The sequence below is a fragment of the Rhodococcus oryzae genome, assembly GCF_005049235.1.
In the GTDB taxonomy this organism is placed as follows: domain Bacteria; phylum Actinomycetota; class Actinomycetes; order Mycobacteriales; family Mycobacteriaceae; genus Rhodococcus_G; species Rhodococcus_G oryzae.
This window is the reverse complement of the sequence record NZ_SUMD01000008.1, coordinates 162,535-188,958: the sequence shown is the minus strand read 5'-3', so window position 1 is coordinate 188,958 and position 26,424 is coordinate 162,535. Positions and strand designations below refer to the sequence as shown.

Genomic DNA, 26,424 nt, shown 5'->3' with positions numbered 1-26,424 from the left:
ATATTCTCCGGCTCGTTGGTTCTCCCTAATGTCGACGGCAACGACGAAAACGACAAAGGAGAGTTCCCATGTTGGCTGTCATCCAGAAGTCCTTCGGTGGTCCCGAGGTGCTCGAGATCGCCGAGACCGAACGACCCGCGCCGCTCAGCGGCGAGGTGCTCATCCGGGTCCACGCGAGCGCGGTGAACCCGGTGGACGTGGCTGTCCGATCGGGCGCCCTCAAGCTGCTGGGGGAGCCGAGTTTCGGCGTCGGCTGGGACATCTCCGGGGTGGTCGAGGAGGCCGGGCCTGGGGCCCGGTTCGCGGTCGGCGACGAGGTCTTCGGGATGCCGTTCTTCCCGCGCGCCGCGACCGGCTATGCGGAGTACGTCGCCGCGCCGTCCAGGCAGGTGGCCCGCAAGCCGGCCTCGCTCGATCACGTGCAGGCGGCCGCCCTCCCGCTCGCCGCGCTCACCGCCTGGCAGGGACTCGTCGACGCGGCACGGGTGGATGCCGGTGACCGCGTGCTCATCCACCGTGCCGCGGGCGGTGTCGGCCACCTGGCGGTGCAGATCGCGAAATCCCGCGGGGCGCACGTGATCGCGTTGGCCAGTGCCACCAAGCACGACTTCGTCCGCGGGCTCGGCGCCGACGAGGTGATCGACTACCAGGTCACCGACTTCACCGAGGTGCTCCGCGACATAGACGTCGTGTTCGACTCCACTGCCCAGGGTGCGCGTTCGCTGAGCGTGCTGCGCCTCGGCGGCACCCTCGTCAGCATCCTCGAGCACGGGAACCGGGAACTCGCCGCCGAGGTCGAGGCGGCGGGTCGGCGCTTCGCCGGGGTGTCGGTCGAACCGGACTATGCCGCACTCGAGGCGATCGCCGAGCTCGTCGACGCCGGGCGGATCCGCCCGCACATCGAGGAGACGTTCCCGCTCGCCGACGCGGGCAAGGCGCACGAGCTGCTCGAGTCGGGGCAGGTGCGGGGCAAGGTCGTGCTGAGCGTCGCCTGACGCGGGGCGGCCGTATCGTTGCGATCGCTGGGCAATCGAAGGAGGCGCGGGGCGGTGGACATCCTGACCGAGGCGCTGGCGTCGATGCGGACCGGACATCCCTCCTCCGTCCGCACCGACGGGCGCGCGCCGTGGGGGCTGCGGTTGCCGCCGGTCGCGGGGGCGGGCTTCCATGTGGTGCTGCACGGCACCTGCTGGCTCGTCCCCCTCGAGGACGCGCCGCACCTGAAGCCGGTCGCGCTGAGCCCCGGTGACGTGATCTTCCTGCGCGATGGCCGCGGCCACATCCTCGCCGACCACCCGTCCACCCCGGCCGCGGTGGAGACGGCCGAGCAGTTTCAACCGGGGTCGCCGATCGGCACGGTGTCGGTCGGCGGCGACGGCCCCCGGACCAGCCTGCTGTGCGGGAACTACCACCTCGACCAACGGCGGCCGCACCCACTGGTCCGGCAGCTGCCCGAGGTGGTGCACCTGCCGACCGGACACGGCCGTCACCCCGAGCTCAGTGCGGCGGTCCAGCTCCTCGGCGCCGAGCTGGAGAACCCGCGCGTCGGGTCAGACGGGATCGTGCCGGCGCTGATCGACTCGCTGCTGCTGTACATCCTGCGGGCCTGGCTCGAGGCCCAGCCCGGCGCGGACGCGGAGGGTTGGGCCGCCGCGCTGGCCGACAGGGCGGTCGCTCCCGCGCTGGCCGCCATTCACGAGGATCCGTCGGCCCCGTGGTCGGTCGAGTCGCTCGCCGGCCGGGCCGGACTGTCCCGCGCCGCTTTCGCCCGGCGGTTCACCGCCCTGGTCGGGGAACCGCCGATGGCGTACCTGACCCGCTGGCGCATGACGACCGCAGCCAGGGTGTTGCGTGAATCCGACGCACCGCTCAGCTCCGTCGCCGCCCGGGCCGGCTACGGCTCGGAGTTCGCCTTCGCGAAGGCGTTCAAGCGCGAGTACGGGCTGGCGCCGGGGAGCTATCGACGTCAGGTGCGCGCGGCCTGATGTCGACCGCAGGCGTCGGCGCCGCGGGACGATCCGGCCGAGCCCTCCCATAACGACGAAGGACCCGATCCGCGTCGCGGATCGGGTCCTTCTGGCACTGTCGGGGTGGCGGGATTTGAACCCACGACCTCTTCGTCCCGAACGAAGCGCGCTACCAAGCTGCGCCACACCCCGTGCCCTGCATCTGCCCTCATCGGGCAGCGAGCGAAAGTCTAGCGCACGACTGCCGCGGAAGACGAAACGCCTGGTCGCACGCCCTTACTGGGGCCCTTGTTCGGCGCCGCGACCAGGGTCAACAGCGTCGCCTCCGGCCGGCAGCAGAACCGGGCAGGCGCGTACGGGGAGGTGCCGATGCCGGCGGAGACGTGCAGCTGGGTGTGGGCTCCCCATTTCGACGGGCCCTTGACCCGCGAGCGGTCGATCTGGCAGTTCGTGACCAGCGCACCGTAGAACGGCAGGCACAACTGGCCGCCGTGGGTGTGTCCGGCGAGCACCAGGTCGTAACCGTCCTCCGCGAACCGGTCCAGCACGCGGGGCTCCGGCGAGTGGGTGATGCCGAGCTTGAGGTTGGCCATCGGGTTCGGCGGCCCGGCGATGGTGTCGTAGCGATCCCGCTTGAGGTGCGGATCATCGACGCCCGCGGTGGCGATCCGGATGCCGGCCACCTCCAGCTCCCGCCGGGTGTGCGTGACGTCCAGCCAGCCGCGTTCGGTGAAGGCCGCGCGCAGATCCTGCCACGGCAACGGCTCGCCGTGGGTGCGCTTGTGTTCCTTCTTGAAGTACTTGAACGGGTTCTTCGGCTTCGGGGCGAAGTAGTCGTTGCTGCCGAAGACGAACAACCCCGGGCGGCCGAGCAGGTTGGTCAGCGACTGCACCACCGCGGGCACCGCACGCTGGTGCGACAGGTTGTCACCGGTGTTCACCACCAGGTCGGGGTCGAGCCGGTCGAGCTCGCGAAGCCAGTTCTGCTTGAGCTTCTGATTCGGCATCATGTGGAGGTCGCTGATGTGCAGCACCCGCAGCGACGATGACCCCGGTTCGAGGACCGGCATGGTGACCTCACGCAGGGTGAATGCGTTCCGCTCGATCAGCGAGGCATACCCGATTCCGAGCGCTGCGGCGCCCGCCAGTCCGGCCGCTGTTCCCCGGAGCACGTTGCGTGAGTCGTCTAACACCATTTCAGGATACGCAGCGCGCGCAATCGACATGCGCGTCAGTGCACGGAGCGCGTAGCGTTCGGCACCATGTCCGATTCGACTTCCTCCCTCAAATCCACGCTCCGGGCCGACATGACGGCCGCCATGAAGGCCAAGGACGCACTCCGTCTGCAGACCCTGCGGATGCTGCTCGCCGCTGTGCAGACCGAGGAGGTCTCCGGCAAGGAGGCCCGCGAACTCACCGACGAAGAGGTCCTCAAGGTCCTGGCGAAGGAGTCCAAGAAGCGCGGCGAGTCCGCGGAGATCTACACCGAGGCGGGGCGCGGCGAGCTGGCCGCGACCGAGCGGGCCGAGGCGCAGATCATCGACGAGTACCTCCCGACCCCGCTGACCGACGCCGAGCTGGCCGACGTTGCGGACACCGCGATCGCGCAGGTCGCGGAGGAGATCGGTGAGCGGCCCGGGATGCGGCAGATGGGTCAGGTCATGAAGGCCGCCACCGCGCTCGCGGCAGGCAAGGCCGACGGCACCCGCGTCTCGAAGGCGGTCAAGGACCGACTTTAGGCGCTGCGCGCCCGTGAGTGCTTCCAGTCCCTATGGGGTCCACAAGCACTCACGGGCGGCGCAGCCGCCTCAGCGCGGCAGCGGGGGGAGCTGGATCGGCGGCAGGCCCGGGATCTGGATCGGCGGCGGTACCGCGGCCGCCGGTCCGGGCGCCGGTGCGGGCGGTGCGGCGGCCTTCGCCGAGCCGTCGCTCACGTAGATCGTGATCGCCGAACCGGGCACAGCAGAGCCTGCGGGCGAGGTGCTCAGCACGTCGCCGCGCGGCGGCGGTCCCGACGTGGTGACGGCGTTGACGGTGAACCCGGCCGCCTGCAATGCGCCGGTCGCCTGCGACTGGGTCATCCCGGTCACCTCCGGCACCTGACCGTTCTTCGAACCCTTCTGGTACTTCGGGTCGATCGGCGGCAGCGAGGTCGGACCGTACTTGTCGACCACCGGCTTCATCGCGAGATACCAGGCCCTTGCGGGTTCGTTACCGCCGAACACGTTGCCGTCGCCGCACTGTCGCAGCGGCGAGGTGCAGATCTCGCGGGGGGTCGGCGAGTCCGCGTACACGTAGACGCTGGCCGCCAGGTTGTTCGTGAAGCCGACGAACGCCGAGGACATGTGCGACTCGGTGGTGCCGGTCTTGCCTGCCATCGGCAGCGTCCAGCCGACGGATCCGGCGGCGCCGGCCGAGGTGCCACCGGGCTTGTCGTCCTTGCTCATCGCGTTGGCGAGGGTATCGGCCAGGCCCGGCTCGACTACCTGCTCACAGGCCTCCTGGGTGATCGACACCGGCTTGCCGTTGCGGTCGTAGATCGAGTCGATCGGCGTCGGCGGGCACCATTTTCCGTGCGAGGCGAGGGTCGCGGCGACGTTCGAGAGCTCGAGCGGGTTGATCCAGGTGGGGCCGAGGGTGAACGACCCGAGGTTCTGCTCCTTCTGGAAGTCCGCCATCGACTGGTTGTCGTGACCGGACGTGCCCGGCTGCGCGTAGGAGCGCATGCCGAGGCGCACCGCCATGTCGACGGTCGGGGCGACGCCCACCTGCTCGATCAGCTTCACGAACGCGGTGTTCGGGGACTGGGCGAGGGCGTCGGTGACGGACATCGTGGCCGGGTACTTGCCGGCGTTCTCGACGCAATACATGTTGGCCGGGCAGCCCTTCGCGCCGCCGAAGCCCATGCCCTTGACCTCCGCGCGGCCGGGGACCTGGAGGGTCGCGTTGGTGCCGAGGCCCTTCTCCATCGCCGCGGCGGTGGTGAAGAGCTTGAACACCGAACCCGCGCCGCTGCCGACCAGTGAGTACGGCTGCGGCTGCACGGTCTCGTTGATCTCGCCGTTGAGGCCGTAGGTCCGGCTGCTGCTCATCGCCAGCACCCGGTGCTGATCCTGCCCGGGCTGCACGACGTTCATCACCTCGGCCACCCCGTCGATCGTGGGGTTCGCGGTGGCGGTCAGTGCGCTGTGCGTCGAGTTCTGCAGGACCGGGTCGAGGGTGGTCTTGATCAGGTAGCCGCCCTTGTTGACCTGTTCGCGACTGATCCCGGAGTTGGCCAGGTACTGCAGCGCGTAGTCGCAGAAGAAGCCGCGGTCGCCCGCGGCGATGCAGCCGCGGGGCAGGGTGTTCGGCTCGGGCAGGACGCCGAGCGGCTCCTCCTTGGCCGCGCGGATCTCGGCTGCGCGGTCGGGGATGTTCGCGATCATGGTGTCGAGCACGATGTTTCGGCGCTCGAGCACGCCCTCGGGGTTGGTGTACGGGTTCAGCGCGGAGCTGGACTGCACCATGCCCGCGAGCATCGCGGACTGGGTGAGCCCGAGATCCTTCGCGTCGATCCCGAAGTAGGTGCGGGCCGCGTCCTGGATGCCGAACGAGGCGTTGCCGAACGGGACCAGGTTCAGGTACCGGGTGAGGATCTCGTCCTTCGTCAGCTTCTTGTCCAGGGTCAACGCCATCCGGATCTCGCGCACCTTGCGGGCCGGGGTCGTCTCGATGGCGGCCCGGCGCTCCGCGTCGGTCTTGGCGACGACCAGCAGCTGGTAGTTCTTCACGTACTGCTGGTCGATCGTGGAGGCGCCCTGCTGGACCTGGCCGCTGGTGGTGTTCGTCAGGAAGGCGCGCAGCGTGCCCTGCCAGTCCACGCCCTGGTGATCGGCGAACCGCTTGTCCTCGACGGAGACGATCGCCAGCTTCATGTTGTTGGAGATCTTGTCGCTCGGCACCTCGAATCGGCGCTGCTCATAGAGCCAGGCGATGGGGTTGCCCGCGGAGTCGACCATGGTCGAGACGGTGGGGGCATCGCCCTGCACCAGCTCGGCCGAGACGTTGTCGACGGTATCGGCGGCCCGGTTCGAGAGGATTCCGAACCCGCCGGCCAGGGGAAACATGACGCCCGCGAGCAGAGCCCCGGCAAGAGCGGAGCATCCGGCGAGCTTCGCGACAGTTTTTGCGATCGGCACGGGGACAGCCTACGTGGACGAGCGTCCGCGACCTGCAGATGTGGGCCGCATGCAGCACTTGATGGACGTCCGTACCAAAAAAATGCCTCAGCACCTTGCGCTAGGCGATCTTCAATGCCTAAGTTGTCTTCTGAGTGTGATAGAGATAACACTCGTTGAGGAATGTGGTGTGACTCGCTGTGATACGGCGGGTCATACGTAATTCCAGAGCGTCTGCGAGGGCGACGCTTGGACTGCAGAGGGGCACCAGAATGACCGTTATCACCACGGCCCACCGGTTGGACGTCGAGGAAGCCGAGGCCCGTATCGCTTGGGTCGCACAGGCCAGATGCCGGGCAGTTGATCCTGACCAGTTGTTCGTTCGTGGTGCCGCGCAGCGCAAGGCCGCCACGATTTGTCGGCATTGCCCTGTTCTCATGCAGTGCGGCGCCGACGCCCTCGACAACAGGGTCGAGTTCGGTGTGTGGGGAGGCATGACCGAGCGTCAGCGCCGTGCCCTGCTCAAGCAGCACCCCGAGGTCGAGTCCTGGGCCGACTTCTTCGACACCCAGCGGTCGCAGTCCAACGCCGTCTGACACCGGCGCGCCGGCTGGGGCGAAAAGCCCCGGCCGGGCCGGTCCGCGGAGGTAACGACACCCCGCGTTATCGGCTGTGAGAACCCGCTCGATTCATTTCACCCGTAGAAACTCCTGCCGGTTTTCCCCGTGGACCGAATGGCCACGTGACCGTGTTGTTATCTACGGGGGTGTCCCGCCTCATCCTCGGGCTGAGCCGGCCGTGAACCGGGAGCGGCGTCGGTGACAAGTAGGCATGTGGACACTGATGCACTCCGCGAGGTCCCGGCCCCGCGAGACAATGAGCTGATCGCCCGGTCGCTGACGGATCCGGACGCCTTCGCGGGCATCTTCGATCGTCATTTCGCCACGATTCACCGATACCTCGCTCGTAGGGCAGGGGCGGATGCCGCGGATGATCTCGCCTCGGACGTGTTCACGATCGCGTTCGGTAGACGGGCCGGTTTCGATCTCGAGTACGAGCAGGCGCTGCCCTGGCTGTACGGCATCGCAGGCAATCTCCTGCACGGGAATCGTCGCCGCCTCAATAGGGAGGTCGCCCTGCTCGCCCGTCACGCGAGGCCCGAGGACCCGGTGGCCTTCGAGGAGCAGGTCGACAATTCGCTCGATGCCCGGCGTGAGTTCCGGGCGCTCGAGCGCCGACTCCGGCGATTGCCGCAGGCCGATCTCGACACGCTGCTTCTCCATGCATGGGAGGAACTCAGCTACGCCGAGATCGCCGAGACGCTACAGATCCCGATCGGAACCGTGCGGTCTCGCTTGAACCGACTCCGACGCAAGCTCCGTGAACCGGAACCCGCCGATCCCGCAAGAACAGGACGACAACAGACCGAGTCGAGGCAAGGAGAAGGGCATGCGTGATTTCACGGAGATCCGCGGTCGGCGACCCGAGCCGCAGCCTCCCCGCGACGAGGTCGTCCTCCGAGCGAGAGAGAACCTGATGCGCACCATCGAGACCGAGACCTCCACGCAGCCACCCGCCGTCGAGGCCCCCGATTCCCGCGCCACGGTCGTTCGACTCGACCAGCGCCGTCGACGGATCTGGCGGGTCGTGGCGGGCGTGGGTGCAGCCGCCTGCGTTGCTGTCGCTGCGTCGATTTTCGTCGTCGGAGACGACGGACTCGGCGGGCCCGAGCACGCGCAGGTCCTCGCCGCAGGCCCGCAGTTCACCCTGCAGCAAGCGGCTCTGGTTGCGGAGACGTCCGATCCGGCCGGAACCGGACCGATCCGGCACCTGCGGTTCGTCAACCTCACCGACGAGGGCCAGCCGACATACGACAGATACGTGCGCCCGGACGGAACCGCCCTCGTCGGCAAGGCCGGGGGCGACCTCGAAGAAACCTCCGGCTACCTGACGAGCGCGCAGCTGGCCGAGCTCCCCACCGACCCGTACCGGCTGCGGACACGGATGTTGAGCCTGTCGAGCGAACTGGGGCTGGGGTATCCCGGGGAGGCGCCCGACCGGGCGCTGTACCGGTTGGCGACCGAACTGCTCCCCGACCCGGGAGTCACTCCCGAGGTCAAGGCGGGGATATACCGGGTCCTGGCCGGGCTCGACCTCGAGGCGATCAAGGCACGTGACCTGGGGGTCGGCGCGGATAGAACCGGTCGGCCCGGCGATGTCCTGGAGTTCACCTTCGAGGAGGGCTACGCCGACCGGCTGGTCATCGACCGTGAGACGAGCGCCCTGCTCAGCACCGAAACGGCAGACCGCGAAGGAGCGCCTGCAGGCGGTCAGGTCTACGTCTCGGCCGAGATGGTCAACACGATGCCGCTGGCCTACGCCTGAGCGTGCACTCGGATGAGGCCACCGCGGGCTGCGGCGCATCGCAGCCCGCGGTGGCGAGGACGATCTGGCCTGAGCGAGCGTCAGGTCACCCCGTCATCACCCGATCAGCGCGGCGGAACCGGAATTGATGCGGTCCGCAGAGCCCGACCCGGCAGAGGGGTCGGGTCGCTCTCCGACCACGATGGGCAGGCTGCTCGGGTTCCACTCCGTGCTCTGCTCCTGCCCGGCGACGTCGAAGGTGACGCCGCTGGCGGGCCTCGATCCGTCCTGGGCGGCGTCGGGAACGCGATAGGTGGCCCTGAAGTGAACCGTGTCCGCGGGTGTCATCGTCCATCCCGTCCCCGGGGCGGCCGACATCGTGACCGTGCCGGGGCCGAGCTCAGGTGTCACCGGCACATGTTCCCAGGGATACGTGTAGCCGTGCTGAATACTCAACCTCGCGCTGCCCGGGACGTACTCGAGACCGTCCGGACTGTGATCGGTGATGCGGGTGAGCAGCCGATCGGGTCCCTCGTTGACCTGGAACTCGTTCGTGATCGTGATGGTCTCGCCCGGCCGCACGTACGCGGGCCCATGGCCGGTTTGGTCCGCGATCCTGGTCACGGAAATGTCCCCGAAGTGCTTGACCACCATGACTTCGACCAGATCGGCCGACGCGGTACCGGATCCGACCGCTGCACCTCCGCCGACCATGAGAGCCGTAGCCGCGACCGTGGCCACCCGGCCCACAACCGAACGAATCATCCCAACCTCCAGGTTCTCGATGGGGACGATATCCGCCCCGTGCGCAGAGAGCATAGATGCGCCGCCGCGCCGCAATTGGAGCTTCAAAAGAATTGCGGCAGAACACAATTGCGTTAAACGATACGAAGATGGTCGATACGATGCCGCCGGCCTATGCCGGATGATCCATCCGGACGGCTAGTCGTCGACCAGCCGGAAGTCGGCGAAGTCGAATCCCGGTACGACGACGCAGCTGACCAGGGTCGGTTCGTCTCCGGCCGGCCTGGCCCGCTGCCAGTGCCGCGCCGGGACCACGAGCTGCGGAGCCTGACCGGCAACGATGTCGGGGCCGAGGAGGTGTTCGGTGACCCGGCCTGGCCGGTCGCTGTCCCCGCCGAGGTCCAGTAGGAGCGGGCCGCCGCGGTGGTGGAGCCAGATCTCCTCGCTGCGCACGGTGTGCCACGCGGACTGTTGGCCCGGCATCAACAGGAACAGGATGGCGGTCCCGGCGGCCCGGGCTCCGGGGTAGTCGCCGGGCAGGGAGGTCGCCGGGACGGTGATGCCACTGCGCCAGGTCTCCCGATACCAGCCGCCCTCGGGGTGTGGCGCGAGGTTCAGCTCGCGCGCCCAGTCGGGCAGTTCCGTCATGGCACCGATCGTTGCAGCGCCTGCCGTTCCCGTCAGGCGGTCGACACGTTTCCTCGGAGAGTTATATGCTTGCCGATAGGCAACTAATAGCGAAGGGGTAGCGATGGCGACGGTGCACTCGGAGGACGAGGTCACCCGCCTCAAGATCGCCCTCGGCCGGATCGCCCGGTTGGTCGACCGGCAGGTCTCGGGCGACGGCATGACCCGGACGCAGCTCTCCGTGCTCGGCACCGTCGGGCGACTGGGCCCGCTGCGGTTGGGCGCGCTGGCCGAGACCGAGGGACTGAACCCGACAATGCTCTCGCGGGTGGTCGGCAAGCTCGAGGCCGACGGCCTGCTCGAGCGTTCGACCGACCCGAGGGACCGCCGGGTCGCGCAGGTGCAGGTCACCGAGGCCGGTGAGCGGATGCATCGCCGGCTGCGCGGCGAACGGACCCGACTGTTCACCGACGCACTCTCCCGGCTGCCCGAGGAGCAGGAGCAGGCCCTTCGATCCGCGTTGCCCGCGCTCGAGTCGCTGGCCAGGGAGATCGCGCCGCAGCCGGCCGACTCCGGGTCGGGCACCGCCGCGCGCGGCCGGCCGTGACCACGCTCGCGGCGACCGCGCACCGGACCTTCGCGTCCCTCGCCACCCCGAACTTCCGCCGGTACTACGGCGGGCAGGCGGTGTCGATGGTCGGCACCTGGATGCAGGCCGTCGCGCAGGCGTGGTTGGTGCTCCAGCTGACCGGGTCGGGCACCGCGCTCGGCCTGGTGATCGCGCTGCAGACCCTGCCGGTGCTGCTGTTCGGCCCGTACGGCGGCGTCGTCGCCGACCGCCTGGACAAGCGCAGGCTGATGATCGGGCTGCAGTCGATGATGGGCGTGCTCGCGCTGGTGCTCGGGATTCTCACGGTGACCCACACGGTGACCCTGTGGCAGGTGTACGTGCTCGCGTTCCTGCTCGGGGTGAACAACAGCTTCGAGAACCCCGCACGACAGGCGTTCGTGCTGGAGATGGTCGGCCCCGAGGACCTGCGCAACGCGGTCAGCCTGAACTCGGTCCTGGTCAACGTGGCCCGCGCGGTCGGGCCCGCGGTCGCAGGCATCATCATCGCGGCAGGCGGTCTCGGGCTCTGCTTCCTCCTGAACGCGGTCAGCTTCGTCGCGGTGGTCGTGTCGCTGGTCACCCTCGACCTCGGCGCCCTACGTCCCTCTCCGCCCGCGCACCGGGGGCCGGGTCAGCTGCGGGAGGGCCTGAGGTACGTGCGGCGCACCCCGGCGCTGCTGGTCCCGCTGCTGATGATGGCGCTGGTCGGCTGCCTGGCCTACGAGTTCCAGGTGGTGCTGCCGGTGCTCGCGCGTGACACCTTCGGGGGCGACGCCAGCGTCTACGGATTCATGACCGCCGCGATGGGATTCGGTGCGGTGGTCGGTGGGCTGTTCGTCGCCGCCCGCGGCAAGACCGGGATCCCCGCACTGATCTGGGCGGCGACGTCGTTCGGGGTGCTGATCGCCGCGGCCGCGGTCGCCCCGACCCTCTGGCTCGAGCTGGTGATCCTGGTGCTGGTCGGCGCCGCGAGCGTCGGATTCCTCTCCATCGGGAACAGCACCCTGCAGCTCGAGGCCGAACCCGGCATGCGCGGCAGGGTGATGGCCCTGTGGTCGGTGGCCTTCCTCGGGTCGACGCCGATCGGTGGGCCGATCGCGGGTGCCGTCGCCGAGCAGTTCGGCGGCCGGGTCGCGCTCGCGATGGGCGCGGCCGCCTGCCTGATCGCCGCAGGCGCCGCCGCGCTCGTGGTGCGGCAACCCCGGCCGGCGGTGGTCGACGAGGTCGGTCAGCCCCGGCCGGTCAGCTGATCGGCGACCGCGCGCAGCGCCTCGAGGTCGGAGACCTCGAAAGGCAACGACGGCACGCCGACCACCGGCACCCGGGGATGGGCGCCCGTGAACCGGCCGAGCAGCCGCAGCTCTCGCTGCGCGGTGCGGGCCCGTTCGGCGTGGATCTTCAGGACCGCCGCCGCCAACGGGTGCTCGCCCCGTTCCTTCAGCTGATCGGCCGCGGCCGTCGCCCGATCCGCCGACAGGGAGCTCAGGGTCGGATGGGTCCGGTTGAGCACCAGCCCCGCCAGCGGCATCCCCTCGGTGGACAGCCGATCGACGAAGAACGACGCCTCCCGGAGCGCGTCCGGCTCGGCTGCCGCGATCACCAGGAAATGGGTGCCCTCCGCACGGAGCAGTTGATAGGTGTGGTTGGCCCGCTCCCGGAACCCGCCGAACATCGACTCGAAAGACTGCACGAACGCCGATGCGTCGGACAGCATCTGGCTGCCGACGATGGTGTTCACCGCCTTGAGCGCCAGGCCCATGGCGCCGGTGACCAGGCGTCCGATCCCGCGGCCCGGAGCGGAGAGCATCCGGATCATCCGGCCGTCGAGGAACGCGCCGAGGCGTTGCGGGGCATCGAGGAAGTCGAGCGCGTTGCGCGAGGGCGGGGTGTCCACGACCACCAGATCCCACTCGTCGCTGGCGGCCAGCTGACCCAGCTTCTCCATGGCCATGTACTCCTGCGTGCCGGAGAAGGACGTGGCAACCGTTTGATAGAAGGGGTTGGCGAGGATCTGCTGCGCGGTGTCCGGGGCGGAGTGCTCGATCACCATGTCGTCGAACGTGCGACGCATGTTCAGCATCATCGCGTGCAGCTCACCGGTGGCGCCAGGGGCCAGCTGCACCGGCTGCGGGGAGTTGTCGAGTTCGCGCACCCCGAGCGCCTGGGCGAGCCTGCGGGCGGGATCGATGGTGAGCACCACGACCCGGCGCCCCTCCTCGGCCGCGCGCAGCGCCATCGACGCGGCGGTGGTCGTCTTGCCGACGCCGCCCGCCCCACAACACACCACGATCCGTGACGCGGGGTCGGTGAGGATCGCGTCGATGTCGAGAGTCGTGGTCATCGGACGCCCTGCTCGGCCAGCTGCTCGGCAAGCTCGTACAGCCCGCCGAGGTCGATGCCGTCGGTCAGCGCCGTCAGGTGCAGCCGCGCGACGTCCAACTCGTCGAGGGTGGCGGCGCTGTCGTCCTGGGCGCGCAGCGTCGAGGCGTACTCGATGGTCTCGGTGAGCAGGCCCGCGAAGTCGGCCTCGGACAGCGAGATCCCGGCGGCGTCCAGCCCGGCCCGGACCGCGTCCGCGTCGATGGTTCCGTCGGCGGCCTGCGCCATCGCCTTGGTCGGCAGGTAGGCGGTGCCGCTGCGGTTGACGATCACCGTGCCCAGCCGGAGGTCGGCCGCCTCCAGCTCCACGACCGCGTCGGTGGTCTCCTGCACGGGCAGGGCTTCGAGCAGGGTCACCAGGTGGACCATCGTCTCGTCGGAGTGCAGCAGCCGGACCACCCCCTCCGACTGCGAATACACCGGTCCGCCCTTGGCGAGGTCGGCCATCGCCTTCGTCACGTCGAGGAAGCTGCCGATCCGGCCGGTGGGTGGGGAGTCGACGACGACCTCGTCGTAGATCCGGGCGCCAGACTTGTCCGTGCGCACCACACACTCCTTGATCTTGCCGGTGACCAGCACGTCCCGCAGGCCGGGCGCGATGGTGGTGGCGAACTCGATGGCGCCGAGCTTGCGCATGGCCCGACCGGCGAAGCCGAGGTTGTAGAACATGTCCAGGTACTCGAGGAACGCGTGCTCGATGTCGAGGGCGAGCGCGTAGACCTCGCCGCCGTCGTCGGCCGTGGCGATCTTCGTTTCCTCGGGCGGCAGCGGGGGCACGTCGAAGAGCTGCGCGATGGACTGCCTGCCCTCGACCTCGACGAGCAGGACCCGTCGGCCGCCCGCGGCCAGCGCGAGCGCCAAAGCGGCCGCGACCGTGGACTTTCCGGTGCCGCCCTTCCCTGAGACGAAATGCAGGCGAGCCTTGTCCGCCTTGGCGGGCCACTCGTATACGGGTGCTGTCGCGGGTGCTGCCACCCCCCGAGCCTATAAGTCGCGGGAGCGCGGCGTCGGCCGACTAGGCTCAGCGGCATGAGCGAATTGACTACCTGGGAATATGCCACCGTTCCGCTGTTGACCCACGCGACCAAGCAGATCCTCGACCAGTGGGGTGGCGACGGCTGGGAACTGGTGTCGGTGCTGCCCGGCCCGACCGGCGAGCAGCACGTGGCCTACCTCAAGCGTCCGAAGGGCTGATCCGTCATGACCGATTGGAAGGCCAGGCTCGCGGACCTGCGGATCGAGCTGCCCGACGTGGCGGCGCCGGTCGCGGCCTACGTTCCGGCGGTGCGGACCGGGAACCTGGTCTACACCTCCGGCCAGCTGCCCTTCATCGACGGTGAGCTGCAGCTGACCGGCAAGGTCGGCGGCGCGGTCGCCGCGGACTTCGCCAAGGTCGCCGCCCGGACCTGCGCGCTCAACGCGTTGGCCGCGATCGATGCGCTGGTCGGACTCGACTCGGTGGTGCGCATCGTCAAGGTGGTCGGCTTCGTGGCCTCCGCGGAGGGGTTCACCGGGCAGCCCGGTGTCATCAACGGCGCCTCCGAGCTGTTCGGCGAGGTCTTCGGCGACGCGGGCGTGCATGCCCGGTCCGCGGTCGGCGTGTCCGAGCTGCCGCTGAACGCGCCGGTCGAGGTCGAGGTCATCGCGGAAGTCCGCTAGCTGCTGCGCGCCCGCGCGCGATCGGCCCGACAATCGATGGGCCCGCGCGCGGGCGTCAGCGCGAGTTTTCAATCCACATGCGGCCCAACGCCCGCGGCGACGCCGGGGTCGTACAGTGAGCCCATGACCACGGCACATCCGGCGTACGCCCAGCTGCGCCAGGTCACCCCGATCGCGGCGGTGATGCTGGAGAACAACCCGGGCATGATGACGCTCGACGGCACCAACACCTGGATCCTGCGGGCGCCCGGCCGCGAGGAATGTGTGGTGATCGATCCGGGTGACGCCGACGAGGAGCACCTGCTGCGGGTGGCGGCGGTCGGCCCCGTGGCGCTGACCCTGATCACGCACCGGCACGGGGACCACACCGGGGGCGTCGAGCGGTTCGCCGCGCTGACCGGCAGTCCGGTCCGTTCCGTTGACCCGCGGTTCCGGACGCACACCGACGCGGGCCTGCCGGACGGTGAGCTGATCGAAGAGGTCGGTCTCGCGATTCGGGTGCTGCGCACCCCAGGCCACACCAAGGACTCGACCTCGTTCGTGATCGAGGGGGAGGGGTCGGTGCTGACCGGCGACACCATCCTGGGTCGGGGCACCACCGTTCTGGACGCCTCCGACGGCGACCTCGGCGACTACCTGGCCTCGCTGCGCGCGCTCATCGACCTGGGCACGGGCCGGGCGGTGCTGCCCGGGCACGGTCCGGACCTGCCGGACCTGCAGACGGTGGCGAAGCAGTACCTGAGCCACCGCGAGGAGCGACTCGATCAGGTGCGCGCGGCGCTCGAGGTCCTCGGTGCCCACGCTGGCCCCCGCGCGGTGGTCGAGCACGTCTACTCCGACGTCGATCAGAGCCTCTGGCCGGTCGCGGAGCAGTCCGTGCGGGTGCAGCTGGAGTACCTGCGCCGCTGAGCCGGCCTCGGCGACCGTTGCGCATTCGGGCCACGTCGGTGACTGTGGACATCAGACGCAGTCGAGACCGAGGAGCGCGGCGATGACCGACTACGGACGTCCACTGCAGTTCGGCATGTTCCCCACCCCGGACGCCGACCGGGTCGACGAGATCCTCGACCTCGTCGCGATGGCGGACGACGAGGGGCTCGATCTCGTCGGCATCCAGGATCATCCGTATCAGAAGCGATTCCTGGACACCTGGTCGCTGATGGCCGTGGTGCTCGCGCGCACCACCCGGGTCCGGGTGTTCCCCGACGTGGCGTGCCTTCCGCTGCGACCACCCGCGGTGATGGCGAAGGCGGCCGCGAGCCTGGACGTCATCTCCGGCGGGCGGTTCGAGCTGGCGCTCGGGGCGGGTGCGTTCTGGCCGGCGATCGGGGGGATGGGCGGACCGGAATGCACGCCCGGTGAGGCCGCGAGCGCGTTGTCCGAGGCCGTCGAGGTCATCCGGCTCATGTGGTCGGACGAGAAGTCGGTGCGGTACGAGGGCGTTCACCACCGGCTCTCGGGTGCGCATCCGGGGCCGCGGCCCGCGCACGACATCGGGCTGTGGCTCGGGGTCGGGGGTCCGCGGATGCTCGGTCTGCTCGGCCGCGAGGCTGACGGCTGGGTCCCGTCGGTCAGCTACTTTCCACCGCCGGTGCTGCCCGGCCTGCACGCGCGCATCGACGAGTCCGCGATGGCGGCCGGCCGCGACCCCGCGGCGATCCAGCGGATCTACAACGTGTTCGGGGCCATCACCGACGGGCCGAGCAGCGGGTTCCTCAACGGGCCGTTCGAGCAGTGGGTCGACGAGCTGACCGAGCTGGTGCTCGAATCGGGTATGGACACCTTCGTTTTCGGCGCCGAGGGCGATGACCCGTTCCAGCACCAGAAGTGGGCGGTGGAGGTCGTCCCTGCGGTTCGTGAGGCGGTCGCCGACCGGCGGGGGTGAAGCTATGCCGATATACGCATAGCTGGCGAGGAAATTCGCATTTGTTCGGCATGGATTCCCCGCCAATCATGAATGCATGACCACACCCCGCGAAGCCTGGATTCGCAACTACGTGGACGGCGGCTTCGTCGATCCGGACCCGGAGCGAAGCTTCGAGAACCTCGATCCCGCCACCGGGCAGCTGGTGGCCCGGGTGCACGAGGCGGACATCGCTCTCGTCGACCGTGCCGTGCGATCGGCGCGGCGCGCGCTCGACAACGGTTGGGCCGATACCCCCGTGCGGGAGCGGGCGGCCCTGTTGCGGCGGGCGGCGGATCGGATCGAGGAGCGGTTCGAGGAGTTCGTCGCCGCGGAGATGGCCGACACCGGAAAGCCGATCACCCAGGCCCGCGAGCTCGACGTGGCCCGCGCGCTGACCAACTTCCGCACCTTTGCGGACGTGGTCGCCTCGGCGGGACAGGAGTCGTTCCTCACCGACCTCGGCGGCGGGCGGCAGGCGCTGAACTACGCGGTACGCAAGCCCTTGGGGGTGGTCGCGGTGATCGTGCCGTGGAACCTGCCGCTGCTGCTGCTGACCTGGAAGGTGGCGCCCGCACTTGCCTGCGGCAACGCCGTTGTCGTCAAGCCGAGCGAGGAGACGCCCTCCACCGCGACGCTGCTCGCGGAGGTCTTGGAGGAGGTGGGACTTCCTGCGGGCGTCTACAACGTGGTGCACGGGTTCGGTGGGAACTCGGCCGGGGAATTCCTCACCGATCATCCGGACATCGACGGGGTCACCTTCACCGGCTCCTCGGCGACCGGATCCCATGTGATGAAGACGGTCGCGCCGCGAGTTCGTCCCGTCTCCTTCGAGCTCGGCGGCAAGAATGCCGCGGTGGTGTTCGACGATGTCGACATCGACGAGGCCCTCGCCGGCCTGACCAGGTCTGTGTTCGCGAACACCGGGCAGGTGTGCCTGTGTGCCGAACGGGTGTACGTGCAGCGCAGCATCTTCGACGACATCGCGGCCGGGCTCGTCGAGCGCGCCGAGGGACTTCGGCTCGGCCGACCCGCCGACGCGACGACGACCACCGGGCCGCTGATCTCGCAGGCTCACCGCGAAAAGGTTCGCAGTTACCTCGAGATCGCCGAACAGGCCGGGGCGAAGGTGCTCACCGGCGGCGGGATCCCCGACCTGGGTGCGGAGCTCGCCGGCGGCTCCTGGATCGAGCCGACGCTCTGGACCGGGCTGACGAATGCCGATCGCGCGGTGCGAGAGGAGATCTTCGGACCGGTCGCGGCGCTCATCCCTTTCGACACCGAGCAGGAGGCGATCTCGCTCGCCAATGACACCGAGTACGGGCTCGCCGCGGCGGTCTGGACGAACGACCTGCGCCGCGGGCACCGCGTCGCGCAGCAGATGCGGGTCGGAATCTCCTGGGTGAACACCTGGTTCACGCGCGAGCTCCGCTCGCCCTTCGGCGGTGCGGGGCTCTCCGGGATCGGCCGGGAGGGCGGCGAATCATCACTCCACTTCTACACCGAACCCACGAATGTGTGTGTGCAACTGTGACTGTGACATTGGGATCGACCACGGCACTCGATGCGGCCGCCGAGCGGCTCATCGCCGCCAGGGCGTCGCTGGTGCCTGCCGCGCCGGTGCGGGAGTTCCTGGGCGAGAGCGACGTCGACGCCGCCTACGAGGTCCAGCGTCGGGTCATCGCCGCCGAGGTGGGTCGGGGGGCGCGCGTGGTCGGCGCGAAGATCGGACTCACGGCGCCGGCGGTGCAGCAGCAGTTCGGTGTCTTCCGGCCGGACTTCGGCGTGCTTCTCGACGACATGATGTACGGCCACACCGAGCCCGTGCCTGCCGCCCGGTTCCTGCAGCCGCGGGCCGAGGGCGAGATCGCGTTCGTGCTCGGACGGGACATCGACCGGCCGGGAGCGACCGTCGCCGACGTCCTGCGCGCGACCGACTTCGTCCTGCCCGCCATCGAGATCGTCGACTCACGGATCACCGACTGGGACCTGGCGATCACCGACACGGTCGCGGACAACGCGTCGAGCGGAGCCGTCGTCCTGGGGACCACCCCGTACTCGCTGACCGGACTGGATCTGTCACGGGTCGGGATGACCCTGGAACGGGACGGCGAGCAGGTGTCCTTCGGTGCGGGTCACGCCTGTCTCGGCTCCCCGGTCGTGGCCGTCGCCTGGTTGGCCCGGGAGCTCGTCACTCGTGAGCAGCCGTTGCGGGCAGGCGACATCGTCATGTCCGGTGCACTGGGTCCCATGGTTCCGATCACCGAGGCCGGCACCTTCCGGCTTCGGCTCGACGGGCTGGGCGAGGTCGACGCCGTGATCGAGTCGGTACCGGGAGGACGTGAGAAGTGAAGGAGCTCAACATGATCGAAATCGACGGGCTCGCAGATCGCCTGGACCTCGCCCAGCGGACGGCCGCCGACACACCCAGCCTCGCGGACAGCCATGAGATCGACAGCGACGATGCCTACCGGATCCAGAACGCCCTGATCGGCCGCCGGACGGGCCGAGGGGAGTCCATCGTCGGGGTGAAGCTCGGGTTCACGAGCAAGGCGAAGATGGCCCAGATGGGTGTGTCCGACGTGATCGTCGGGCAGCTCACCGACGCCATGCGGATCGAGGACGGCGGCGACGTCGACCTGGCCCGGTTCATCCACCCGAAGATCGAGCCGGAGATCGCGTACCGGCTGGCCCGCGACGTGGACCCGGACGATCCGGCCGTGGACATCGTGTCCTGCGTGGACGCGGTGGCGCCTGCCATGGAGATCATCGACTCCCGCTATCGGGACTTCCGTTTCACGTACACCGACGTGGTGGCCGACAACACCTCAGCTGCGGGCTATGTGCTGGGGCAATGGCAGCGGATGCAGGATGTCGACAACCGAGCTGTTCGGCTGGAGGTGGGCAGCAGGCAAGCGGTCGGATCCACCTCGGCGATCCTCGGCAATCCGGTGCGCGCGTTGCACGCGCTGGTGGACATGGCGCGTCGTCGGGCGATGCCACTGCGGGCGGGGCAGGTGGTGCTCGCGGGTGCGGCCACCGCGGCGGTCACGTTGACCGCCGAGGTCGCGCAGTGCCACATCGCCGGCCTCGGCCGCGTCAGCGTGCGGGGAGCGAAATGAGCGACGCCAAGGTGATCGGGCGGCTGGCCACGCCGCGGGGCCGGTTCCCGCACGTCAAGGTCGCCGGGGATTTCGTATACGTCTCGGGAACGAGTTCGCGACGGCCGGACAACACGTTCGTCGGCGTCGCGGTCGACGAGATGGGCACCACCTCGCTCGACATCCGCGCCCAGACGCGTGCGGTCATCGAGAACATGCGCGCCATCCTCGCCGAGGTCGGCGCCGAGCTCTCCGACCTCGTCCAGGTCACCTCGTACCTGGTGTCGATGAACGACTTCGGCGGCTACAACGAGGTGTACGCGGAATTGTTCGACGAGACGGGTCCCACCCGCACCACCGTCGCGGTACACCAGCTCCCGCACCCCCACCTGCTGATCGAGATGCAGGGCGTCGCGTACCGACCCGTCGCCCGCCCGCAGAACCCAACCGCCACATCGGAGGCCACGCCATGACCCGAGTCCCGCCGACCATCAACTTCCAGAAGTGGATCGCCGACAACGAGCATCTGCTCGAGCCTCCGGTGAACAACCAGACCATGGCCCTCGGCAGCGACTTCATCGTCCAGGTGGTCGGTGGGCCGAACCAGCGCACCGATTACCACCTGGATCCGTACGAGGAGTGGTTCTACCAGCTCAAGGGCGATATCCACGTCAACGTCATGACGGAGAACGGCCCCGAGACCGTGCACATTCGCGAGGGCGAGACCTGGCTGCTGCCCGGCAATCTGCCTCATTCGCCGCAGCGTCCGACCGCGGGCTCGATCGGCCTGGTCATCGAGCGGGTGCGCGAGGAGGGCACCCTCGAGAAGTTCCAGTGGTACTGCATCGACTGCGATGCGCTGATCCACGAGGTCGAACTCCAGGTCCGGGACATCGTCGCCGACCTGCCTCCGGTGTTCACCCTGTTCTACGAGAGTGTCGAAGCCCGCACCTGCGGGAACTGCGGGGCCCTCCATCCGGGCAAGGGGTGAGACGTGAGCGGAATGATCGACGTCCACACCCACTACGTGCCGAACGGCTGGCCCGACCTCACTGCGGCGGCGGGCCCGGAGGCGCCATGGCTGCGGGTCGAGTCCGAGTCCGAGGCGATGATCATGATGGGCACGAAGGAGTTCCGCCGGATCCAGGCGGACTGCTGGGATGCCGAGATCCGGTTGCGGGACATGGACGCGGACGGTGTCCGCACCCAGGTGGTCTCGCCGACCCCGGCATTCTTCAACTACGGCCGGACCGGCGAGCAGGGCGAGCGGATCGCACGGATCTTCAACGACCTGGCGCTGGAGATCGTCGCGCCTGCCGCGGATCGACTGATTCCGTTCTGTCAGGTTCCATTGCAGGACACCGATGCCGCGTGCCGTGAGCTCGAGCGGTGCGTCGCCAACGGTCATCGGGGCGTCGAGATCGGCAACCACGTCGGCGACCTGGACCTCGACAGCGAAGGCGTGGTCACCTTCCTGCAGCACTGTGCCTCGCTGGGGGTGCCGGTGTTCGTGCACCCGTGGGACATGGCGAACTCCCCTCGGTTGGATCGGTGGATGGCGCAGTGGCTGACCGCGATGCCTGCCGAGACCCACCTCTCGATACTGGCGTTGATACTCGGCGGCGTGTTCGACCGGATCGACGAGAGTCTGAAGATCGGATTCGCGCATGGCGGTGGATCTTTCGCCTTCTGGCTGGGGAGGATGGAGAATGCCTGGCACGGGCGCAACGACGTGATCGGGACATCCGAATTCCCGCCGTCGCACTACCTCGGGCGCTTCTACGTCGACTCTGTGGTCTTCGACGAACGGGCGCTGCGACTGCTGGTCGACACGGTCGGTGTCGAGAGGGTGATGGTCGGTAGTGACTACCCCTATCCGCTCGGGGAACGTCCGGTCGGGGAGGTGGTGCGCAAGAGCGAGTTTCTCGATGATGCTGCACGGCAGCTCATTTCCCGTGGCAATGCCGAGCGATTCCTGGGGCTGAGCTGACCGGTAGGTGGGCGGGCCGGCCGAAAGCGATCCCGGCTATGCCGAAATAGGTATGACAGATCAGCGAATCGGCATTTGTGTGTCATGGCTCACAGGGTGAGACTGTGATCGTCACCGCCTCCCGCGCTCGGTCTCACGGTAAGCGGAACTTCGACTCTCGCGGCTATCGCAATCACATTCGTTGTCTCCCAACATGATAGGTCCCACGATGAACGAGAACCCGGAACACCGTCCCGGCCCTGCCGCGGCGGCCCGCAGCCGGGTGGCCATGGCCACCCTCGCGGGCACAACGCTCGAGTGGTACGACTTCTTCCTCTACGGCACCGCCGCAGCGCTCATCTTCAACAAGCAGTTCTTCCCCAGCCTGAGCCCGTCGGTGGGCACCCTCGCCGCGTTCAGCACCTTCGCGGTCGGCTTCATCGCCCGTCCCCTTGGCGGCCTGGTGTTCGGGCACTTCGGTGACCGCATCGGTCGCAAGGCGACACTGGTCGTATCGCTGGTGATGATGGGCGTCGGATCCACGCTCATCGGTCTCATCCCCAACTACGACTCCATCGGCTTCTGGGCCCCGGTCCTGCTGGTCGCGATGCGGATCGTGCAGGGCATCGGCCTCGGCGGCGAGGGTGCGGGCGCCACCCTGATGTCGATGGAGCATGCGCCCGAGGGTAAGAAGAACCTCTATGCCGGGTTTCCGCAGATGGGCACGCCTGCCGGGCTCGTGCTCGCCAACGCCATCTTCCTGACGACGAACGCGGTGCTCTCGGACGCGGCTTTCGAGTCGTGGGGCTGGCGTATCCCGTTCCTGCTGAGTTTCGTGCTCGTCGCGATCGGCCTGGTGATCAGGCTGCGGGTGACCGAATCCCCGTCGTTTGCAGGCATTCTCGAGAAGGGGGACGTGGTCCGCTTCCCGCTGAAGGAGTCGCTCAAGGTCGGGTTCCCTCGGCTTTCGCTGACCCTGCTCGCGGTGGTGGCCAACTCCGCCGTCGCGTACGCCTTCATGGTGTTCACGCTGTCCTATGGCACCCAGCACCTGGGATATGACAAGCAGTTCCTGGTGCTCAGCGTGACCGCCGCCGCCGTGTTGTGGTTCGCCACGATCCCGGTGTGGACGACGGTCGCGGACCGCTACGGCAGGCGGACGATGTTCATCGCGGGGTCGGCGGCCATCCTGCTGTGGTGCATCGCGTTCTTCCCGTTGCTCAACACCGAGAACTCGGCGCTCGCGGTGATCGCCTTCCTCGGGATGGGCCTGATCATTCCCGTCACGCACTGCGTGCAGGGCAGCATCATCGCGGACACCTTCCCGGCCCGGGTGCGCTACTCCGGATCGTCGCTCATCCTGCAGACCGCGGCCATCCTCGGTGGTGGGCTCGCGCCGATGATCTCGACGGCGCTGCTGAACGCGACCGGTTCCTCGGTCGGTGTCACCTGGTACCTGGTGGTCATCTGCTCGATCAGTCTGGCCGGTGCGATCGCGCTGTTCCGGCTCGTCCCGTCGAGCTCGCGGGGGCCGGAGCTCTCGGCCGCCGCGGAGCGCGTACGCGTGTAGGCCGCACCCGCCCAGGATCATTCGACGAGCCGCTCACCCGACGGGTGGGCGGCTCGTCGCTGTTCGGTGTCGTGGGACCGACTCACCGATCTGTGGGTGCGAGCTCCGCAGCGATGCGGCGCAGGTTGCCGACGAGCGCCTCGGCCGAAGGGCTGAGGGTGCGTCCGGGGGAGAGCGTGATCCCGACGCGGTGCCCGATCGGATCCAGCGTCACCGGGAGGGTGGTCAGCCGAGCGTCGTCGCGCGGGATCAGGCTCGGCAACACGGCGATCATGTCGGTTTCGATGAGCAGCTGACGGACGGTGAGGAACGAGGTTGCCTCGACCCGGTTCTCGGGCAGCGGCATGCCGTTCCTGGCGAAGAACTCCTCGAGTTCGCGGCGCAGCGAGGTCTCGACACCCGGCAGGATCCAGGGGTAGTCGGCCAGGTCCGCGAGGGTCAGGCTGTCGAGCTCGGCCAGTGGATGGCGGGCGCGGGTGACCAGTTCCACCGATTCCTCGTAGAGGGTGTCGCGGATGGCGGACTGGTCGGTGGGGGAGGTGAGCCGACCCACGATCAGGTCGACACGGCCGGCCTCGAGCTCGACGAGCAGCGTCTCTGGGGTTCCCTCGCGCACGATCACCGTGAGCAGTGGTCGTTCCACCTTCAGGCGCGCGATGGCTCCCGGGAGCAGGACGTTCGATCCGGCGAGGTGGGTGCCGACCACCACGGTCCCGCGATCGGCGTCGGCCAGCTCGACCACATGCCTGCCGGCCTGCGTCAGCTGTGCGATGACGGCCCTTGCGTGCGAGGTGAAGGCCTCCCCGAAGATCGTCGGCGTGATACCGCGCGGACCGCGCTCGTACAGCTCCACGCCGAGAATCGACTCGAGGTCGTGCAGGCTGCGGGTGGCCACGGGCTGGGTCACGTGGAGTGCGGCGGCCGCGCCGACCACACTGCCCTGTCGGGTCAGCGCGTCGACCAGTATCAGGTGCCGGAGCTTGAGCCGGCCGTCGAGGAGTCGGGGCGTGTCCATGCCGCCGAGCCTATCGGGATTTGACCCTCGGAAATAGCTGAACCCTACAGTTCTTTGTCTTTGCTATACCCGTTTTGCTATACCTGACTAGCCCGCAGGTGAGCGCTGCTCCGCGAGTCCGTTGATCATGCCGACGAGGGCGCGATTGAGCGCCGTCGTGGAGTCGGCCAGATCGAGAAAGATGTCGTAGTGGTTGCGATCGGGAACGACGAGCAAGGTGCAGGGTGAGTGCTCCGCCCAGGCGTCGTGGAACCGGTGGGTCTGCGTGAGGAATCCGGCACCGTCTCGGTCCGCGACGGCGATCACGGCGGCCGGTCCGGGTCCGTCCACAAGAAGCAGTGGGCTCAATGCGTGCGCCCGCTCGATGTCGAGTTCGAGCCACTCGTTCGCGAACGAGTCGACGAGCGGGCGGAGGTCGAACAGTCCGCTGATCGGCATGGCGCCACGCACGACGGTCTCGGGCAGGCCGAGCGCACGCTGCCAGCCCGGGACCATGACGGCGCCGGTGAGGTGCCCTCCGGCGGAACTTCCGCCGACGACGATGCGATCGGGGTCGAGTCCGTGGCCCGCGCCGTGGTGGTAGACCCATGCGACCGCCGCTCGGACCTGGCGGACGATTTCCTCGAGTGTGGTTTCCGGCGCGAGACCGTAGTCGACGGTGACAGTGGCGATCCCTTCCGAGTCGAGGGTGCGCGCCATGAAGGCCGTGTGGTGTCGGGAGAGTGCGCGCCAGTAGCCGCCGTGGATGGCGATGAAAACCGGCCTGGGGTCGTCGGTGACTCCCCAGACGTCCAGTTTTTGTTGGCTGTGCGGGTCGTAGTAGATGTCGGTGAATCCGCGCAGGCCCTGTACCGCGCGCTCGGATCGGGCGAGGTATTCGCCGATGATCTCGTCGAAGAGCTCTGGCGAGACGGTGTTTCGGACGTTGTACTCGACGTCGGTCTGCGGATCGGACATCGGATGCTCGGTCTGGATACCCGCGCTGCGCCGGATCTCCACCCTCGACCTGCTTCCCATCGCTATGACCTCCACGTCGGCTCAGGTCAATACTGCCGTCCCGGACTCATGCCTGTCGAATGCAAAGATTGCTCGCTGCCATGCCGGTTTGGGTATAGGAATTGGGGTCAACGTACAATCGGCCACCCCGGAGATCCGGGATGGCCGATTCGTGCGTGCGTGTGGGGGAGTTACCGCGCCCGTCGGGCCAGACGCTCCGAGTCGGAGATCAGCACGCTCTTGCCCTCGAGCCGCAGCCAGCCGCGGTGCGCGAAGTCGGCGAGCGCCTTGTTCACGGTCTCGCGGGAGGCGCCGACCAGCTGGGCGATCTCTTCCTGGGTGAGGTCGTGCGTCACGCGGAGCGACCCGGCCTCCTGGGTGCCGAAACGCTGGGCGAGCTGCAGCAGCGCCTTGGCGACACGGCCGGGGACGTCGGTGAAGATCAGGTCCGCGAGGTTGTTGTTGGTGCGGCGCAGGCGACGGGCCAGCACGCGCAGCAGCTGCTCCGCGATCTCGGGGCGCTGATCGATCCACGACTTGAGGGCGTCGCGGTCCATCTGCACCGCGCGGACCTCGGTGACCGTGGTGGCGGTGGAGGTACGCGGACCCGGGTCGAAGATCGAGAGCTCACCGAACATGTCGGACGGGCCCATGATCGTGAGCAGGTTCTCGCGACCGTCGGGGGAGCGGCGTCCGAGCTTGATCTTGCCGGACACGATGATGTACAGCCGGTCGCCGGGCTCGCCTTCGTTGAAGATCACGTGCCCACGCGGGAAGTCGACCGGCTGCAGCTGCTTGACCAGCGCGGCCACCGCCGACGGTTCGACGCCCTGGAAGATTCCGGCTCTGGCCAGGATCTCGTCCACGTGTGCTCCTTCTTCGGGTCGTTGGGGGACGCCATCGTGTGGTCTCCCCCGACGTGATCGACGCACGATCGCGTCGACCTATCGTTGAGTACTCGCTGGAAGTCTATCGTCCCGACGTCGAAGACTAGTGACCGACGCCACGCGGCGCATGCCGAACGGCGTCCGACACTCCGGAAACGTCAGCTCGCGCGCTGCTCCGGCGCCTGCGATTCGTCCTCGTCCTCATCCTCGGCGCCGCGCTTGCGGCGGAGGTGGAACCGGGCGAGCGCCCGCGGCAGTCCCTCGTTGGCCAGGGTGGCGACGTCGGCATGACTCGCCTTGTCCAGGAACTCCTGGACCTCCTGCTCACGCACGGTCAGCCGGCGCAGCCGGAACTCCACCCGCTCCATTGCCAGTGCAAAAAGAATGAGCAGCACTGGGAAGAGCACCACAGCCAGTCCTTGCATACGGGGTAGTAAACACGGCGTTTGTCTCAGAAGCGAAACGATGTCCAG

At 68.6% G+C, this 26,424-nt stretch carries 29 protein-coding genes and 1 tRNA gene; 19 read left to right on the top strand and 11 right to left on the bottom strand.

Annotated elements, in window-relative coordinates:
* Positions 1 to 68 precede the first annotated feature (68 nt).
* Positions 69 to 995 (top strand): NADP-dependent oxidoreductase, encoded by a 927-nt coding sequence (locus FCG67_RS17620; RefSeq protein WP_136910981.1) that lies wholly within the window; start codon positions 69 to 71, stop codon positions 993 to 995.
* Between the two features lie 54 nt (positions 996 to 1,049).
* The gene (locus tag FCG67_RS17615; protein ID WP_136910980.1) at positions 1,050 to 1,985 is read left to right on the top strand and encodes an AraC family transcriptional regulator; all 936 of its coding nucleotides are present in this window, start codon (positions 1,050 to 1,052) and stop codon (positions 1,983 to 1,985) included.
* Positions 1,986 to 2,085: 100 nt separating this feature from the next.
* Here FCG67_RS17615 and FCG67_RS17610 read toward each other — a convergent pair.
* Together FCG67_RS17610 and FCG67_RS17605 are read right to left on the bottom strand one after the other, a co-directional pair.
* Positions 2,086 to 2,159, bottom strand: a tRNA-Pro gene (locus tag FCG67_RS17610).
* A gap of 38 nt (positions 2,160 to 2,197) precedes the next feature.
* Positions 2,198 to 3,160 carry a metallophosphoesterase gene (locus FCG67_RS17605; RefSeq protein ID WP_425467851.1) on the bottom strand — a complete coding sequence of 321 codons (963 nt, stop codon included), beginning with the start codon at positions 3,158 to 3,160 and terminating at the stop codon, positions 2,198 to 2,200.
* Positions 3,161 to 3,229: 69 nt separating this feature from the next.
* On the opposite strand from FCG67_RS17605, the gene FCG67_RS17600 reads away from it, so the two are divergent.
* Positions 3,230 to 3,706, top strand: coding sequence for a GatB/YqeY domain-containing protein (locus FCG67_RS17600; protein WP_077043081.1), 477 nt, complete (start codon positions 3,230 to 3,232; stop codon positions 3,704 to 3,706).
* 69 nt (positions 3,707 to 3,775) lie between these two features.
* Here FCG67_RS17600 and FCG67_RS17595 read toward each other — a convergent pair whose 3' ends face one another.
* A complete protein-coding gene (locus FCG67_RS17595; protein ID WP_211243247.1) occupies positions 3,776 to 6,148 on the bottom strand; it encodes a penicillin-binding protein in 2,373 nt (790 codons plus the stop codon).
* Positions 6,149 to 6,399: 251 nt separating this feature from the next.
* On the opposite strand from FCG67_RS17595, the gene FCG67_RS17590 reads away from it, so the two are divergent.
* From FCG67_RS17590 to FCG67_RS17580, 3 genes are all read left to right on the top strand, one after another.
* A complete protein-coding gene (locus tag FCG67_RS17590; RefSeq protein ID WP_077043079.1) occupies positions 6,400 to 6,723 on the top strand; it encodes a WhiB family transcriptional regulator in 324 nt (107 codons plus the stop codon).
* Positions 6,724 to 6,960: 237 nt separating this feature from the next.
* On the top strand, positions 6,961 to 7,584 hold the full coding sequence (locus FCG67_RS17585; protein ID WP_169310554.1) for an RNA polymerase sigma factor: 624 nt from the start codon (positions 6,961 to 6,963) through the stop codon (positions 7,582 to 7,584).
* Positions 7,577 to 8,512: a hypothetical protein gene (locus tag FCG67_RS17580; RefSeq protein ID WP_136910977.1), complete on the top strand. Its 936-nt coding sequence runs from the start codon at positions 7,577 to 7,579 to the stop codon at positions 8,510 to 8,512. Before FCG67_RS17585 ends, FCG67_RS17580 begins: the two co-directional genes overlap by 8 nt.
* 96 nt (positions 8,513 to 8,608) lie before the next feature.
* On the opposite strand, the gene FCG67_RS17575 is transcribed toward FCG67_RS17580, so the two are convergent.
* On the bottom strand, positions 8,609 to 9,256 hold the full coding sequence (locus FCG67_RS17575; RefSeq protein WP_136910976.1) for a hypothetical protein: 648 nt from the start codon (positions 9,254 to 9,256) through the stop codon (positions 8,609 to 8,611).
* Positions 9,257 to 9,433: 177 nt separating this feature from the next.
* A complete protein-coding gene (locus FCG67_RS17570) occupies positions 9,434 to 9,883 on the bottom strand; it encodes a cupin domain-containing protein (RefSeq protein WP_136910975.1) in 450 nt (149 codons plus the stop codon).
* Positions 9,884 to 9,986: 103 nt separating this feature from the next.
* On the opposite strand from FCG67_RS17570, the gene FCG67_RS17565 reads away from it, so the two are divergent.
* On the top strand, positions 9,987 to 10,469 hold the full coding sequence (locus tag FCG67_RS17565) for a MarR family winged helix-turn-helix transcriptional regulator (RefSeq protein WP_211243246.1): 483 nt from the start codon (positions 9,987 to 9,989) through the stop codon (positions 10,467 to 10,469).
* Entirely contained in the window at positions 10,466 to 11,722 is a 1,257-nt protein-coding gene (locus FCG67_RS17560; protein WP_136910974.1) for an MFS transporter, read from the top strand. The genes FCG67_RS17565 and FCG67_RS17560 overlap by 4 nt, the downstream gene beginning before the upstream one ends.
* Here FCG67_RS17560 and bagB read toward each other — a convergent pair.
* Complete coding sequence (gene bagB / locus FCG67_RS17555) at positions 11,701 to 12,813, bottom strand: ATPase BagB (RefSeq protein ID WP_136910973.1); 1,113 nt, start codon at positions 12,811 to 12,813, stop codon at positions 11,701 to 11,703. The genes FCG67_RS17560 and bagB overlap by 22 nt on opposite strands.
* Positions 12,810 to 13,826 (bottom strand): ATPase BagA, encoded by a 1,017-nt coding sequence (bagA, locus tag FCG67_RS17550; protein WP_136910972.1) that lies wholly within the window; start codon positions 13,824 to 13,826, stop codon positions 12,810 to 12,812. Before bagA ends, bagB begins: the two co-directional genes overlap by 4 nt.
* A gap of 54 nt (positions 13,827 to 13,880) precedes the next feature.
* Between bagA and sp36 the strand changes: the two genes are divergently transcribed.
* The 11 genes from sp36 to FCG67_RS17495 all read left to right on the top strand — a co-directional run bounded on the left by sp36 (position 13,881) and on the right by FCG67_RS17495 (position 23,053).
* Positions 13,881 to 14,045 carry a Sp36 family protein gene (gene sp36, locus FCG67_RS17545; protein ID WP_072750449.1) on the top strand — a complete coding sequence of 55 codons (165 nt, stop codon included), beginning with the start codon at positions 13,881 to 13,883 and terminating at the stop codon, positions 14,043 to 14,045.
* 6 nt (positions 14,046 to 14,051) lie between these two features.
* Positions 14,052 to 14,510 carry a RidA family protein gene (locus FCG67_RS17540; protein ID WP_136910971.1) on the top strand — a complete coding sequence of 153 codons (459 nt, stop codon included), beginning with the start codon at positions 14,052 to 14,054 and terminating at the stop codon, positions 14,508 to 14,510.
* Between the two features lie 123 nt (positions 14,511 to 14,633).
* Positions 14,634 to 15,419 (top strand): MBL fold metallo-hydrolase, encoded by a 786-nt coding sequence (locus FCG67_RS17535; protein ID WP_136910970.1) that lies wholly within the window; start codon positions 14,634 to 14,636, stop codon positions 15,417 to 15,419.
* An 82-nt stretch (positions 15,420 to 15,501) separates the two neighbouring features.
* Positions 15,502 to 16,395, top strand: a complete 894-nt coding sequence (locus tag FCG67_RS17530) for an LLM class flavin-dependent oxidoreductase (protein WP_136910969.1) — start codon at positions 15,502 to 15,504, stop codon at positions 16,393 to 16,395.
* Between the two features lie 76 nt (positions 16,396 to 16,471).
* Complete coding sequence (locus FCG67_RS17525; protein ID WP_136910968.1) at positions 16,472 to 17,947, top strand: 2-hydroxymuconic semialdehyde dehydrogenase; 1,476 nt, start codon at positions 16,472 to 16,474, stop codon at positions 17,945 to 17,947.
* Complete coding sequence (locus FCG67_RS17520; protein ID WP_246045125.1) at positions 17,944 to 18,765, top strand: 2-keto-4-pentenoate hydratase; 822 nt, start codon at positions 17,944 to 17,946, stop codon at positions 18,763 to 18,765. The genes FCG67_RS17525 and FCG67_RS17520 overlap by 4 nt, the downstream gene beginning before the upstream one ends.
* 11 nt (positions 18,766 to 18,776) lie before the next feature.
* Entirely contained in the window at positions 18,777 to 19,535 is a 759-nt protein-coding gene (locus FCG67_RS17515; protein WP_136910966.1) for a 2-keto-4-pentenoate hydratase, read from the top strand.
* On the top strand, positions 19,532 to 19,987 hold the full coding sequence (locus tag FCG67_RS17510) for a RidA family protein (protein WP_136910965.1): 456 nt from the start codon (positions 19,532 to 19,534) through the stop codon (positions 19,985 to 19,987). Before FCG67_RS17515 ends, FCG67_RS17510 begins: the two co-directional genes overlap by 4 nt.
* Positions 19,984 to 20,505: a 3-hydroxyanthranilate 3,4-dioxygenase gene (locus tag FCG67_RS17505; RefSeq protein ID WP_136910964.1), complete on the top strand. Its 522-nt coding sequence runs from the start codon at positions 19,984 to 19,986 to the stop codon at positions 20,503 to 20,505. The genes FCG67_RS17510 and FCG67_RS17505 overlap by 4 nt, the downstream gene beginning before the upstream one ends.
* Before the next feature lie 3 nt (positions 20,506 to 20,508).
* Positions 20,509 to 21,504 carry an amidohydrolase family protein gene (locus tag FCG67_RS17500; RefSeq protein ID WP_136910963.1) on the top strand — a complete coding sequence of 332 codons (996 nt, stop codon included), beginning with the start codon at positions 20,509 to 20,511 and terminating at the stop codon, positions 21,502 to 21,504.
* 208 nt (positions 21,505 to 21,712) lie between these two features.
* Positions 21,713 to 23,053: an MFS transporter gene (locus tag FCG67_RS17495; protein ID WP_136910962.1), complete on the top strand. Its 1,341-nt coding sequence runs from the start codon at positions 21,713 to 21,715 to the stop codon at positions 23,051 to 23,053.
* Between the two features lie 82 nt (positions 23,054 to 23,135).
* Here FCG67_RS17495 and FCG67_RS17490 read toward each other — a convergent pair whose 3' ends face one another.
* The 4 genes from FCG67_RS17490 to FCG67_RS17475 form a co-directional block, all read right to left on the bottom strand.
* Positions 23,136 to 24,068 carry a LysR substrate-binding domain-containing protein gene (locus tag FCG67_RS17490; RefSeq protein ID WP_136910961.1) on the bottom strand — a complete coding sequence of 311 codons (933 nt, stop codon included), beginning with the start codon at positions 24,066 to 24,068 and terminating at the stop codon, positions 23,136 to 23,138.
* A gap of 87 nt (positions 24,069 to 24,155) precedes the next feature.
* A complete protein-coding gene (locus FCG67_RS17485; protein ID WP_246045124.1) occupies positions 24,156 to 25,085 on the bottom strand; it encodes an alpha/beta hydrolase in 930 nt (309 codons plus the stop codon).
* 170 nt (positions 25,086 to 25,255) lie between these two features.
* Positions 25,256 to 25,930, bottom strand: a complete 675-nt coding sequence (locus FCG67_RS17480) for a Crp/Fnr family transcriptional regulator (protein ID WP_077043064.1) — start codon at positions 25,928 to 25,930, stop codon at positions 25,256 to 25,258.
* Between the two features lie 179 nt (positions 25,931 to 26,109).
* Entirely contained in the window at positions 26,110 to 26,376 is a 267-nt protein-coding gene (locus FCG67_RS17475) for a hypothetical protein (protein ID WP_097212824.1), read from the bottom strand.
* Between the last annotated feature and the right edge of the window lie 48 nt (positions 26,377 to 26,424).